12 protein-coding genes and 1 pseudogene are annotated in these 12,558 nt (G+C 61.7%); 3 read left to right on the top strand and 10 right to left on the bottom strand.

Features of this window, described 5'->3' with window-relative positions; genetic code table 11:
• Positions 1 to 54 precede the first annotated feature (54 nt).
• From KF794_09460 to KF794_09440, 5 genes are all read right to left on the bottom strand, one after another.
• Positions 55 to 1,164 carry a branched-chain amino acid ABC transporter substrate-binding protein gene (locus KF794_09460; protein ID QYK44020.1) on the bottom strand — a complete coding sequence of 370 codons (1,110 nt, stop codon included), beginning with the start codon at positions 1,162 to 1,164 and terminating at the stop codon, positions 55 to 57.
• Between the two features lie 91 nt (positions 1,165 to 1,255).
• Positions 1,256 to 1,999 carry an ABC transporter ATP-binding protein gene (locus KF794_09455; protein ID QYK44019.1) on the bottom strand — a complete coding sequence of 248 codons (744 nt, stop codon included), beginning with the start codon at positions 1,997 to 1,999 and terminating at the stop codon, positions 1,256 to 1,258.
• Positions 1,996 to 2,829 (bottom strand): ABC transporter ATP-binding protein, encoded by an 834-nt coding sequence (locus KF794_09450; protein ID QYK44018.1) that lies wholly within the window; start codon positions 2,827 to 2,829, stop codon positions 1,996 to 1,998. The genes KF794_09455 and KF794_09450 overlap by 4 nt, the downstream gene beginning before the upstream one ends.
• Positions 2,829 to 4,160 carry a high-affinity branched-chain amino acid ABC transporter permease LivM gene (livM, locus tag KF794_09445; GenBank protein ID QYK44017.1) on the bottom strand — a complete coding sequence of 444 codons (1,332 nt, stop codon included), beginning with the start codon at positions 4,158 to 4,160 and terminating at the stop codon, positions 2,829 to 2,831. The genes KF794_09450 and livM overlap by 1 nt, the downstream gene beginning before the upstream one ends.
• 16 nt (positions 4,161 to 4,176) lie before the next feature.
• Positions 4,177 to 5,112 (bottom strand): branched-chain amino acid ABC transporter permease LivH, encoded by a 936-nt coding sequence (locus KF794_09440; GenBank protein QYK44016.1) that lies wholly within the window; start codon positions 5,110 to 5,112, stop codon positions 4,177 to 4,179.
• 249 nt (positions 5,113 to 5,361) lie between these two features.
• Here KF794_09440 and KF794_09435 point away from each other — a divergent pair, with 249 nt between their 5' ends.
• The gene (locus KF794_09435) at positions 5,362 to 5,526 is read left to right on the top strand and encodes a hypothetical protein (GenBank protein ID QYK44015.1); all 165 of its coding nucleotides are present in this window, start codon (positions 5,362 to 5,364) and stop codon (positions 5,524 to 5,526) included.
• A gap of 104 nt (positions 5,527 to 5,630) precedes the next feature.
• Complete coding sequence (locus tag KF794_09430) at positions 5,631 to 6,536, top strand: helix-turn-helix domain-containing protein (protein ID QYK44014.1); 906 nt, start codon at positions 5,631 to 5,633, stop codon at positions 6,534 to 6,536.
• On the opposite strand, the pseudogene KF794_09425 reads toward KF794_09430, so the two are convergent.
• The 5 genes and pseudogenes from KF794_09425 to bcsS form a co-directional block, all read right to left on the bottom strand.
• Positions 6,537 to 7,614: pseudogene (locus KF794_09425) on the bottom strand (flavodoxin family protein).
• A 101-nt stretch (positions 7,615 to 7,715) separates the two neighbouring features.
• Positions 7,716 to 8,105, bottom strand: coding sequence for a 4-carboxymuconolactone decarboxylase (gene pcaC, locus KF794_09420; protein ID QYK44013.1), 390 nt, complete (start codon positions 8,103 to 8,105; stop codon positions 7,716 to 7,718).
• Positions 8,106 to 8,110: 5 nt separating this feature from the next.
• Positions 8,111 to 8,893, bottom strand: a complete 783-nt coding sequence (gene pcaD / locus KF794_09415; GenBank protein ID QYK44012.1) for a 3-oxoadipate enol-lactonase — start codon at positions 8,891 to 8,893, stop codon at positions 8,111 to 8,113.
• A 14-nt stretch (positions 8,894 to 8,907) separates the two neighbouring features.
• Positions 8,908 to 10,281, bottom strand: a complete 1,374-nt coding sequence (pcaB, locus tag KF794_09410; protein QYK44011.1) for a 3-carboxy-cis,cis-muconate cycloisomerase — start codon at positions 10,279 to 10,281, stop codon at positions 8,908 to 8,910.
• 89 nt (positions 10,282 to 10,370) lie between these two features.
• The gene (gene bcsS, locus KF794_09405) at positions 10,371 to 11,123 is read right to left on the bottom strand and encodes a cellulose biosynthesis protein BcsS (protein ID QYK44010.1); all 753 of its coding nucleotides are present in this window, start codon (positions 11,121 to 11,123) and stop codon (positions 10,371 to 10,373) included.
• A 238-nt stretch (positions 11,124 to 11,361) separates the two neighbouring features.
• On the opposite strand from bcsS, the gene KF794_09400 reads away from it, so the two are divergent.
• Entirely contained in the window at positions 11,362 to 12,558 is a 1,197-nt protein-coding gene (locus KF794_09400) for an MFS transporter (GenBank protein QYK44009.1), read from the top strand.

Here is a 12,558-nt window from a genome sequence, read left to right as displayed (position 1 = left end):
AAACAAAAAGCCCGCCGTTGCCGGCGGGCTTTTCGCATTTCATGCAGGTGAAGTTTATTTCTTCAACTCGGCATAGGTGCCGTCGGCTTTCCAGCCATAGACGACGTAGTCGAGCACGGTGATGTCGCCCTTGGCGTCGTACTTGATCGGGCCAAGCACGGTTTCCCAGGTGCCGGCTTTAATGGTTTCGGCGACCTTCTTCGGGTTGGTGGTGTTCGCCTTCTTCACCGCTTCGGCCCAAATCTGGATCGCGGCGTAGGTGTAGAGCGTGTAGCCTTCCGGATCGATGCCCTTTTCCTTGAAGCGCTTCACGATCTGCGCGGCCGATGCACGGTTGCGCGGATCGGGACCGAAGGTCATCAGCACGCCTTCGGCATGCGGGCCGGTGATGGACGCGAACTGCTTGTCGGCGAGTGCGTCGCCCGACATCAACACGGTCTTCATGCCCTGGTCGCGCATCTGGCGCAGGATCAGGCCGGCTTCGGTGTGATAACCGCCGATGTAGACGACATCGATGTTCGCGGCCTTCATGCGCGAGACGAGCGCGGAGAAGTCCTTGTCGCCCTGCGTGTAGGCTTCGTTGAGCGCTTCGGTCACGCCGGCGGCGTTCAGCGCCTTCTTGGTTTCGTTGGCGAGGCCCGCGCCGTAGGTGGACTTGTCGTTCAGGATCGCGATCTTCTTGTCCTTGAAGTTGGTCGCGAGATAAGCGCCCGCGACTGCGCCCTGCTGGTCGTCACGCCCGCAAACGCGGAACGTGTTCCAGAGCTTGCGCTCGGTGAACTGCGGGTTGGTCGAAGCGGGGGTGATCTGCAGCACGTTGCCTTCGGCATAGGCTTCCGACGCCGGGATCGACGACGACGAGCAGTAATGGCCTGCGACGAAGGGCACCTTCTGGTCGACGAAGCGGTCGGCGGCGGCGCGCGCCTGCTTCGGATCGCAGGCATCGTCGCCGACGATCAGTTGCAGTTTCTGGCCGAGTACGCCGCCAGAGGCGTTGATGTCTTCGATGGCGAGGTTCGCGCCGTTGCGAAGCTGCTGGCCGAACGAAGCATATTGTCCGGTCATCGGCCCGGCGACGCCGATGGAAATTTGTGCCTGAGCCGGTTGCCCGAAGCCGAGCAACATGCCGGCCGCGGCCAGCAGGGCAAGACGCGCGCTTTTCATGATTTCTCCCTCAAGGTGAAAGCGTTTGCTGTCGGAAAGGCGGCCATTCTGGCGGGTTTTGGCCGCTTGTCCATGAGCATTTATACGGCGGTTATGCAGGTGTTTCGTGTCTTCCGCCTTCGAGATAGGCGGCGCGGACTTCCGGCTTCGCGAGCAGTTCGGCGCCGGTGCCGGCCATTGCAATACGGCCATTGACCATGACGTAACCGCGATGCGCGAGTTTAAGCGCGTGAAACGCATTTTGCTCGACCAGGAAGATGGTCAGCTTTTCGGTGCGGTTGAGATCGCGGATCGCAGCGAAAATCTGCCGGACGATGAGGGGCGCGAGGCCGAGCGACGGCTCGTCGAGCAGGAGCAGGCGCGGGCGGCTCATCAATGCGCGGCCGATGGCGAGCATTTGCTGTTCGCCTCCGGAGAGCGTTCCGCCGCGCTGGCCGCGGCGCTGTTCGAGAATGGGAAACATCCTGAATACGCGGGCGAGGTCGGCATCGAAGTTCTCGCCGCTGCCGCCGGTCGCGCCCATTTGCAGGTTTTCCAGCACGGTCATGCGCGGGAAGATGCGACGGCCTTCGGGCGAGAGCGCGATCTTCTTGCGCATGATCTCGTGGGTTGGCAGCGAAGTGATGTCTTCGCCTTCGAACGCAATGCGGCCTTCGCGCGCGCGGGGATTCCCGCAAATCGTCATCATCAGCGTGGATTTGCCGGCGCCGTTGGCGCCGATGATGGTGACGATTTCGCCGGGCATGACCTCCATGTCTATGCCCTTCAGCGCAGCGATGCTGCCGTAATAAGTGTGGACGCCGCGAACGGAGAGAAGGGGCGTGGCGGCGCTCATAATCCGGCCTCCGCTTCCGCTTCTTCCACGGCGTCTTCCTCGACGCCGAGATAGGCAGCGATAACTTTTGGATCGTTGCGAATTTCTTCGGGCGTGCCTTCCGCGATCTTCTTGCCGTGATCGAGCACCACGATGCGGTCGGAAATTTCCATCACCACGGACATGTCATGCTCGATCAGCAGGATCGAGGTGCCGGTTTCGTCGCGGATACCGCGCAGCAGCCGGTTCAGTTCGTCGGATTCGTTCGGGTTGAGGCCGGCTGCCGGTTCGTCGAGGCAGAGCAGCACCGGGCCGGTACACATGGCGCGCGCGATCTCGAGACGCCGCTGCGCACCGTAGGGGAGGCTTCCCGCGGGATCGTCGGCGCGCTCGGTGAGCGCGGTGCGCTCCAGCCAGTGCTTCGCGCGTTCCACCGCTTCGCGTTCGGCGTTGCGGAAGCTCGACAGGCCCAGCAGGCCGAAGATCGAATAGCCGGAAGCGCGCATGAGGTGGTTGTGTTGCGCGACCATCAGGTTTTCGAGTGCGGTCATGCCGGGAAACAGGCGAATGTTCTGGAACGTGCGCGCGATCTTCGCATCGCGCGTGATCTTGAAATCCTGCATCCGGTCGAGGCGGAATTGTTTGCCGTCGCGGTGACGCACCTCGATCTCCCCGGAGGTCGGCTCGTAAAAGCCGGTCACGCAGTTGAAGACCGTGGTCTTGCCTGCACCGTTAGGTCCGATCAGCGCAGTGATGTCGCCGCGCATCGCCTGAAACGAAAGGTCGTCCACGGCGAGCAGGCCGCCGAAGCGCATGGACAGGTTGCTAACGGAGAGGAGGGTATCCTTCATCAGCCATGTCCCTCGGAGACATGCGCACCGGAAATGGATTTCTTCTCGCGCAGATACACGGTCGGATCGCGGTGCGAGATCAGTCCGCGCGGACGCCAGACCATGATCGCGACCATGCCGAACCCGAAAAGGACGAGGCGGAATTGCTCGAACTCGCGGAACAGTTCGAGGCTGACGACCAGCGCAATCGCGGCCAGCACGATGCCGATCTGCGAACCCATGCCGCCCAGCACGACGATGGCGAGGATCAGGGCGGACTCCCCGAACGTAAACGACTCCGGGCTGATGCCGCCCTGGCGCACGGCGAAGAACGAACCGGCGAAACCGCCGAACATCGCGCCAATGGCAAATGCAGTGAGTTTGGTGTTGGTCGTGTTCACGCCGAGCGCGCGGCAGGCGATTTCGTCTTCGCGCAGCGCTTCCCACGCGCGGCCGATGGGCAGCCGGCGCAGCCGCATCGCGGTCCAGTTGGTGAGGAGTGCGAGTGCCAGGATGATGTAGAACAGGAATACGGTTCTGTGCGCGGGATCGAATTCGAGGCCGAAGGTAGCGGCAAAGCCGTTGTCGTCGGTGTTGAATGGAATCCCGAAAAAGCTCGCGCGCGGAATGGTGTTGATGCCGTTCGGGCCGCCGGTCACCGAAATCCAGTTGATGATGACGATGCGGATGATCTCGCCGAACGCCAGCGTGACGATGGCAAGATAGTCGCCCCGCAATCGCAATACCGGAAAGCCGAGGATGATGCCGAAGAACGCGGCGAATACGCCCGCGAGCGGCAGGCATACCCAGAACGACCAGCCCAGTTCCTTTGCGATGATCGCGTAGGAATACGCGCCGACGGCATAGAAGGCGACATAGCCGAGATCGAGCAGTCCCGCGAGGCCGACCACGATGTTCAGGCCCCAGCCGAGCATCACATAGATCAGCACGGTGATGGCGATGCCGAGATAATAGGAGCGGGTGTAGAACATCACCGGCACGAGCAGCGCGAAGATGAGGAGTGCCGCGCCGAAATAGGGGGTCGCCGCTGCGAACTTCTCCTGCGTGAATAAAGTCGTGCTCGAAGCCGAATGCGAAACGCGGCGCGCGAGATAAAGGCGATAGCCGAGCGCGACGAGGAAGCGTCCTGCGAAAACGAGACCGACCGCCTTGGCCAGCAATTCGGGGCGCGGGGTCAGCTTGAACGGACCCGTCGAGTCGTCGAGCAGGAAGCCGAGCATCAGCACGAACAGGCCGAAAGCGACGACTGCTGCGATGCAGGCGTCCTTCAGCGCATGGGCGAAGGCGCTGCCGTAAAGATTTTGCGGTTGCGGAGTGGCGGGCGCGGACACGGGCAAAATTTCCGGATCAGACTTTCTCGACTTCGGGTTTGCCGAGAATGCCGGTCGGCATGAAGATCAGGACGACGACAAGGATCGAAAACGCAGCGACATCCTTGTATGCGCCCCAGAGATACGCGGCCCAATAGGTTTCGATCAGGCCGATGAGCAGGCCGCCGATCATCGCGCCGGGCAGCGAGCCGATGCCGCCGAGGACGGCGGCAGTGAATGCCTTCACGCCCGCGACGAAGCCGATGTGGAAGTCGATCACGCCGTAGGTGAGGAGATACATCAGCCCGGCAACGGCCGCGAGCGCGGCGCCCAGCAGGAAGGTCAGCGTGATCGTCCGGTTGGTATCGACGCCAAGGAGAGACGCCATCTTCAAGTCCTGTTCGCAGGCGCGCATGTCGCGCCCCAGCCGCGTCGACGTGACGAGCCAAGTGAACACGCCCATCAGGACCAGTGTCGTGACGACGACAAGGATCTGCTTGTTGGAAATGTCGAACGAATAATTGCCGGACGAAAGGATCTTGTGGGAGCCGTCGATCTGGGAAGGCAGCGCCTTGATGCGCGAGCCTTGCGCAAGCTGCACGTAGTTTTGCAGCACGATCGACATGCCGATCGCAGAGATTAGCGGCGCGAGACGGAACGAACCGCGCAGCGGGCGATAGGCCATGCGCTCCACGGCCCAGCCGTAGAGCGAGGTGAACAGCATGGCGATCAGCAGGACGAGAAAGAGCGCCAGCGGAATGGCGGTAACGCCGATGGCGAGCAGCCCAAGGAACGCGATCATCGAGATATACGCGCCGACCATGAACACGTCGCCGTGGGCGAAGTTGATCATGCCGATGATGCCGTAGACCATGGTGTAGCCGATTGCGACGAGGCCGTAGATCGAGCCGAGCGCAATGCCGTTCACCGTCTGGTTGGCGAAATACAGGAACCCTTGCAGAAAATAATCCATCCCCGTTGCGCTGCTTTAGCGCTTCCCTTGTCCGTTCTTGTGTTCGTTCTTGGCGCTTCCCGGCGCAGCTCGCAGGCTAGCGCGCTGGCCGGAACCCGACAATTCGCAACAACACGGTTTTCACCGTGCTACTTGATCGCAATGCAAGAAGCGTGCGCAGCGGAACATGCGCAGAACCGTTGCATGGAACGAAGTGCGAAACGGGACGTTGACCTTCGCTGGGGAGCAACTTCAAGGAGTAATCCAGCCATGGCCAATCAGCAGAACGACAAGAGCCGTCAGCAGAACCAGCAACAGGGCGGCCAGAATCAGCAGGGTCAGCAGTCCCAGAACCAGGGACAGCAGAACCAGCAGAACCAGCAGGGTCAGCGCCAGCAGGGCGGCCAGAACCCGGGCGGCCAGCAGAACCGCTAATTCCCTGTACGAGGAAGTCCCGCCATCTGGCGGGACTTTCCCCGTCAACCAAAAGGCGAATCCTCACTTTTCTTTTTTGTCCCGGTTGCCCTATTTTCCGGCCCATGAAGCGCGCCGGCCTGCCTCTCTTTCATCTTTACGGTGATCCGCCGGACGATCAGGCGTTCGACTTCGTTCATATCGAAAGCATTTCCTCGCGCTCGTCGGTGAACGACTGGACGATTACGCCGCACCGGCACCGCAACCTGTTCCAACTTATGCTGATCGAGCAGGGCGGCGGCATTCTCGATCTCGAGGCTGACTCGATTTCGTTCGAGGCGCCTTCGATCATTTTGCTGGCACCGACAGTGGCGCACGGTTTCCGATTCAAGCCACGTGTAACCGATGGCTTCGTAATCAATTTTACAGAAGATGTTACCAGCGCACTTGGCGAACAGGCGGGGGTGGCGCTGGCTCGTCTCAAGCATATTGCTGCGCAGCCATTGTTACCGGTCGCGAAACCTGAGACGGCGCGCTTCGCCGCAATTTGCCGCGATCTCATCGAGGAGCAATCGCTCGGCCGCGAAGGTTTCGAACTCGCCAGCCGCGCGCTGCTGGCGTTGCTTGGTGTCGAGGTGGCGCGGCTCTACGCGAGCCAGGCGCGTTCCGGCACCATTACGCTCGCACCTGCCGATGCGACGGTCGAGGAATTGCGGCGCCTGATCGAGGAAAATTTCCGCTCGCAGCGGCAAATCGGATTCTATGCCAGCAAACTTGCGATGACCGCCGACCGGCTGAACGATCATGTGAAGCGCGCGACCGGCGTGACCGCGGGACACCTGCTGCGGCAACGGTTGTTGACGGAGGCAAAGCGCCAACTCGTTTTCACGGATCTTTCCATCGGCGAGGTCGCCTACGACCTCGCGTTCGCCGATCCTTCGCACTTCGCCCGCTTCTTCAAGAAACAGACCGGAACGACGCCGCAGGCGTTTCGCGAGTCCTCGCTGCGGATGCGCGCCAACACGCACTGATCATTTCGGACGGGACTCCGTCAGGAAAGCATCGGGCTGTTTCAGTTCGCCCCTGCGCAGCAATCTGACGCCCTCGATCAGCGCACGCGCCGAGTTTTTCACGTCCTCCTGAAAATCCGTATCTTCGTCGAGATCCTTGTGGCTCGTTGCATAAGGTTCGAGATAGCCGATATACGCGCCGAATTGCGATTTGTGCCCGCAACCGATCATGCCGATATCCTGCAACCAGTCGCACAGGATGCGGCGCAGGTTCTCGACGCCGGCCGCGTCGCCATGCACAGCGACCGAAAAATGCGCGGCCCGCGAGATGGCGCGGATAGGGCCAGCCTTTCAGTTCCAGTTCTTTCGCGGGCGCGACGCTTTTCATCCTTGTCGTCGTGGGATCGGGATTGCCGCCGTCCGCGCAGACGAGCCGGTCGATCATCAGCTTCAGCGAACTTGGTGCCTGATACCAGTTGACGGGCGTCACGATCATCACGCCGTGGGCTGCGACCCACTTCGGATAAATTTCCGCCATCCAGTCGTTGACCTGTCCGAGCGCGAAGTTCGGATAGCAGGTGCAGGGCCAGTGGCAGAGCGGCTGCGCGGTCGAGAGGCACGCCTTGCAGGGATAGATCGCTTTCTGCGCCTCGGAGGCGAGCAGGCTCAAATCAAGCACTTCGGCTTCGAAGCCTTGCTGTTCCTCGACCAGTGCGCGGCACATCTGGACGAGGCGCCAGGTCTTCGACATTTCGCCGGGGCAAGTCTGGTCGCTGCGGGTGGAGCCGTTCACGATGAGAATGCGCGAGGGTGATTTCGGATCGGCATGGCGCTTCGCCGCCGCCTCGATTGCGGCGCGCGCCGCGAGCCATTCGACCGGCAATTCGAAATCAGGATCGGCGAAGCCTTCGCCTGCGCGTTGCTTGCGCGGGTTCTTGTTGTAACCGTCGTATGATTGCCATGCAATTTCGGCGATCTTCGCAATCTCGGCTTCGACCTTCGCGAACGCCGGGTCGAAGAATTGCTCACGGAAGCGTTTCTCGAACTCGGCCCGTTCGAGATGCGTGGAAGGCATGCCCTTGCGAATATCGACGGCCATGAGCGAACTCCGTTGCGGCGGCTGCGGATGCGTCGAGCCTGTCAGTTCCGCGCAGCGGCGGGAAGCGCTCCTTCGTTCACGGTTTCGCGACGATAAGCGCGTCAGCCGGCCTTGCCGATCTCGGCGAATACTTCCGAAGCCTCATGGAACGCCGTATTGGCGGCCGGCACACCGCAGTAAATCGCCTGCTGGAGAAGTAGTTCCTTGATGTCTTCCTTGCTGAAGCCGCCTTCCACCATGGCGGCACGGACATGCAGGCGGAATTCCTCCCAGCGGCCGAGCGCGACCATCGAGCCAATCACGATCAGGCGGCGGGTACGTTCGTCGAAATGCGGACGGGTCCAGATTTCGCCCCACGCATAACGGGTGATGAGATCCTGAAATTCGGCATTGAAGTCGTTCTTCTTCGCAATCGAGCGATCGACCCATGCGTTGCCGAGCACCTTGCGGCGCTTCGCCATTCCTTTTTCGTGACGTTCGCGCTCGTCCATGGTTTCTACCCTTTCAGGAAATCGCCCAGCGCCGCGTTGAAGGCTTCCGGCTGCTCGATGTTGGATAGATGCGCGGCGTCGAGCGCAACAAGTTTTGCGCCGGGGATGCGTCCGGCGATCAGTTGCGCGGCTTCAAAGGGGGTGGCGGGATCGTGCCTGCCGCCGATCACCAGCGTCGGCGTTGCGATGTTCGCGATGGGCCAGCGCTGATCGACGTCGCGGATAGCTGCGCTGTTGCCTGCATAGCCCTGCGCGGGCGTGGCATGAAGCATGGATTCGACGGGCTTGATCTTGTCCGGCGATGTTTCGCGGAAAGTTTTGGTGAACCAGCGCTCCAGCACGGTTTGCGTGATCGCCTTCATACCGCTGCCGCGCACGGTGGCAATGCGCTGGTTCCAGATGTCGGGCAGGCCGAACTTCGCTGCCGTGTTGCAAAGCACGAGCTTGTGCAGGCGGTCTGGCGCGTTGCGGCCGAGCCACATGCCGATCATGCCGCCCATCGAGAGGCCGCAGAAATATACCTTGTCGATCTTGAGCGCATTGAGCAGCGCCAGTGCGTCGTTGCCGAGCATGTCGCAGGTGTAGGGATAATTTGGCGCTTCGCTTTTGCCGTGGCCGCGCGTGTCGGCGCGCAGGATGCGGAAATGTTTCGAGAGCGGTTCGATCTGGCCGTCCCACATGTGCAGATCGGTGCCGAGCGAATTCGAGAACATGAGGACGGGCGCGCCTTCCGCCGCGCCGTCGAAGCGGTAGTTGATGGAAATGCCGTTGGCTTGCATTGCAGGCATGTTCTTCCCTGACTTTATTTCTTGAGCGATTTGAGCGCCGCGCTTGCGGAGGCTTCGGCGAAGCGCGCGGCCTCGCCGAGATAATTGCCCGCCACGAACAGCGCATCGAGTTGCTTGCGGGGAAGTGCGTTGGCGACTTCCGGAATGGAAAGCAACTCGTCTTTCAGGGGCTTGCCGTTCTTTGCAGTAAGTTTGGCGGCCGCGCTAAGCATCTCATGCGCCTGTGCGCGTCCCATCTTTTCGCCGAGCGCCATCTGCACGGCTTCGGCGAGAACCTGTCCCTTCGTGAGTTCGAGGTTCGCGGCCATGCGCGCCTTATCCACTTCAAGGCCAGTTGCGATTTCCGCGATGCGTTCGAACGCGCCGGAGGCGAGCAGGAGAAGCTGCGGCAGCGCGAGCCAGCTTGCCTGCCAGCCGCCAGTGCTGCGTTCGTGTTCCTGTACCAATCCGGCCAGAATCGCGGACACGAAACCCGGCGCGAGTTGTGCGGCGGCGAGAACCTGTGCCGAAAGGGCAGGGTTGCGCTTCTGCGGCATGGTGGAAGATCCGCCGCGCCCGCTTGCCGCCGGCTCGAACACTTCGCCGACTTCGGTCTGCATGAGCAGCGCGACATCGCCAGCGATTTTTCCGCATGTACCGATTGCGATGCCGAGCGCCGCGGCGACGGCGGCAAGCCGGTCATTGTGCGCATGCCACGGCGCTTCGGGCACCTTGAGGTCGAGCCGCTTGCCGAGTGCTTTCGCGACGGCCGGACCTTTGCCTTTCAGCGAAGCCAGCGTACCCGCCGCGCCGCCAAACTGAAGCACCAGCGCGCGGTCAATTGCGTCGAGCAGCGAGGTACGCACTCGCGCCAGCGAAGCTGCATAGCCGCCCGCCTTCGCGCCGAAGGTGGTGGGCAGGGCCTGCTGCAGCCATGTGCGTCCCGCCATCGGTGTGTTGCGATGTTTCTTCGCGAGCGCAACGAAACCGCGCACGGCTTTGGTCAGGTCGGCGTCCAGCAATTTCCGCGCGTCGCGCAGTGCGAGAACGCTCGCGGTATCGATGATGTCCTGACTCGTTGCGCCCCAGTGTACGAAGCGCGCGGCGGATGAATTTTTCTTCGTCACTTCGGCGGTAAGCGCCTTCACCAGCGGGATCGCGACATTGCCCGCGCGTCCGGCGGCTTCGCCCAACGACGCGAGATCGAAGTGCCGGGCGTTGCATGCCACTGCGATCGGGGAAGCGGCGGATTGCGGAATGACCTTTGCCGTTGCTTCGGCATGGGCAAGCGCGGCTTCCACATCGAGCATTCGTTGCAGCAGCCGCGCATCGTCGAGCGCAGCGCGCATCTTCGCGCTTGCGAACAGGGGACCGAGCAAAGGGGAGGCGGCTGAACTGAGTGCGCTCATGGCTCGACAATAACGGAAAAGACTCGCGTGAAATCTAGTCGCGTGCCGGTATTGCTGGAAGCTTTTTCGGATTTTCGCGTGGGTCGCGGTTAAAATGGAGAATAGACCGACAATGTGGCGTAAGCGCCGGTGCCTTTATCGCTGTTGTCCAGCACGCCTGCGGAAAGTGCGAATATCTTGCGCTGCCATGTCAGCACCCCGGTCAGGCCGGCGCGCAGTTCCGAGGTGCGGGCGTCGCCCAGTGCACCGCCTTCCAGACCGAAGGCCCAGCGCTCGTCCAGTTCTCGCAGGAGCGTGGCACGCGCGTTGTATTTCCGGTGCACGGTGGATGCGGAAGCGAAGCCTGTCACGACGTAGCTGTCCCAGAGCCGCGTATAGACTTCGATGCTGCCCTTGATGCCTGCTTCCGTTCCCGCGGTCGGGTTGAACGGATCGGGCAGGGCAAGCATCTGCTGTTCGATGTGGAAGCCGAGATAGCCGCTGACATAGACCTTGCCGTAGGTCGCGCGATAGCCGCCGAGCAGTTCGCCGGACATTACGTTCGCGTCGTTCACGCCACCGGGAACATTGCCGGTGCGATAGCGATAGGTGCCCGCGCCGCCGGCAATGCGGACCCGAAACCCGTCTTCATCGAGCCTGCCCGCAGGCGCGTAGGTCACGCCGCTCCAGGCGAAGTAAGTGTCCTTAGCGCCGTCGATCCCACCGAAGAAATCCGCGCGGCCGTTCAGTTTGGGAAGGATGTCGATCTCGCCGCCCTGCGCGAGCGAAGACAAATAGAGTGTGGCGGCCAGCGTGGCCGCAACGCGGGATTGCCACGCGAGTTTTCTCGCGCGATGCAACATGGCTTTTACGGCGAATGCCGCCTCCCGGAAGCAGGGCTGCCGTCCCCACCTCGTTCCGGATTTTCTGCAGGGCTGCTATTCTCAGGCCACGAAATGCCGATTGTGGGCTGCAATTACGGGTTGATTTCAGGTATCTGATTGCCACCCTTGAATTGAATTTTTAGACGGCGCGTATGCACAAGAAGCAGGGTAGCAAACGAATACCTCACCGCGCCTGACGCCAGAAAGAAGCAAGACCATGAATGACGCAAAACGCCAGCTGCGTTTCATCAACATCGCGCACTTCATCGACCATTACGTGCTGCTGATTTTCCCGACCGTCGTGATCGGTTTGCAGCTTGAGCTTGCGCGCAGCTACGCAGAACTGATCGCGCTTTCGACGGCGTGTTTCGTTGCATTCGGTCTGTTCTCGTTGCCGTGGGGTTGGCTCGCCGACTACTGGAGCCGCCGCAAGATCATGGCGATTTTCTTTTTCGGTTGCGCGGTGGCGATGGCGGGCATCGCGTTTGCGCCGAATGTATTCTGGATCGGCGCAGGACTATTGCTGCTCGGTGTCTTTGCCGCGATCTATCATCCGGTCGGCGTTCCGATGGTGCTTTCCAACGCGACCGATCGCGGGCGCGATATTGCGACCAACGGCGTGTTCGGTAATCTCGGCGTTGCGTTTGCGCCCGGCATCACCGCAGGTTTGATCGTGCTGTTCGGCTGGCGGTCGGCGTTCCTGATCCCCGCAGTGGTGTGCGCACTGCTCGGTGTTGCATACCTCTACATGACCAGTGAATCGCGCGAGAAGATCGCGGAGCGTGCGCGCGTTGCCGAAGTGCCGCTCACGTGGACGCTTGCCGCAGCGATGTTCGGTTTCTTCGCGCTGATCGCATTCGCGGGCGGGATCGTGTTCAACACCATCACCATCGCGATCCCACAGATCGTGAAGGAAGGCTTTGCCGAAGCCATTCCGTTGACCGTGATCGGCTCGATTGCTACCGGCGTGTTGCTGTTTGGCGGCGTCACGCAACTCATCGTTGGGCGTCTGGTGTCGCGCTACGCGCCGCACATCCTGTTCGCAGTGATCGGGGCGATGCAGGCGACCGGCGTGATCTGGGCTTACTTCGCAAGCGGTCCTGCATTGCTCGGCGCGCTGACGCTTTCGATCATCGCGATCTACGGGCAGGTGACGCTGAGCGATATCGTGATCTCGCGCTACACGGCCGATGCATGGCGTGGCCGTATCTATGCGGTGCGCTTCTTCCTCGCTTTCATCACCAGCGGCATCGCGGTTGCGATGATCGCGGCGCTGCACGGGCAGGGTGGTTTCACGCTGGTGCTGCTGACGACGGCGATATTTGCCGCGCTGTTCGCGGTTTCCACTTTCGCAGTTGCCGTAATCGCCACGCGCGTCGAGGCGCGCGCCCACGCGGCACAACCGGCGGAGTAG

Source organism: Xanthobacteraceae bacterium (genome assembly GCA_019454205.1).
Classification (GTDB): Bacteria; Pseudomonadota; Alphaproteobacteria; order Rhizobiales; family Xanthobacteraceae.
Note: the sequence above shows the minus strand (reverse complement) of the source record. Positions and strands in the feature narration are given on the sequence as shown.

Excerpts from the sequence above, each read along its gene's own strand:
- KF794_09460 (QYK44020.1), bottom strand. The coding sequence starts at position 1,164 with ATGAAAAGCGCGCGTCTTGCCCTGCTGGCCGCGGCCGGCATGTTGCTC.
- KF794_09455 (QYK44019.1), bottom strand. The coding sequence starts at position 1,999 with ATGAGCGCCGCCACGCCCCTTCTCTCCGTTCGCGGCGTCCACACTTAT.
- KF794_09450 (QYK44018.1), bottom strand. The coding sequence starts at position 2,829 with ATGAAGGATACCCTCCTCTCCGTTAGCAACCTGTCCATGCGCTTCGGC.
- KF794_09440 (QYK44016.1), bottom strand. The coding sequence starts at position 5,112 with ATGGATTATTTTCTGCAAGGGTTCCTGTATTTCGCCAACCAGACGGTG.
- KF794_09435 (QYK44015.1), top strand. The coding sequence starts at position 5,362 with ATGGCCAATCAGCAGAACGACAAGAGCCGTCAGCAGAACCAGCAACAG.
- KF794_09430 (QYK44014.1), top strand. The coding sequence starts at position 5,631 with ATGAAGCGCGCCGGCCTGCCTCTCTTTCATCTTTACGGTGATCCGCCG.
- pcaC (QYK44013.1), bottom strand. The coding sequence starts at position 8,105 with ATGGACGAGCGCGAACGTCACGAAAAAGGAATGGCGAAGCGCCGCAAG.
- pcaD (QYK44012.1), bottom strand. The coding sequence starts at position 8,893 with ATGCCTGCAATGCAAGCCAACGGCATTTCCATCAACTACCGCTTCGAC.
- pcaB (QYK44011.1), bottom strand. The coding sequence starts at position 10,281 with ATGAGCGCACTCAGTTCAGCCGCCTCCCCTTTGCTCGGTCCCCTGTTC.
- bcsS (QYK44010.1), bottom strand. The coding sequence starts at position 11,123 with ATGTTGCATCGCGCGAGAAAACTCGCGTGGCAATCCCGCGTTGCGGCC.
- KF794_09400 (QYK44009.1), top strand. The coding sequence starts at position 11,362 with ATGAATGACGCAAAACGCCAGCTGCGTTTCATCAACATCGCGCACTTC.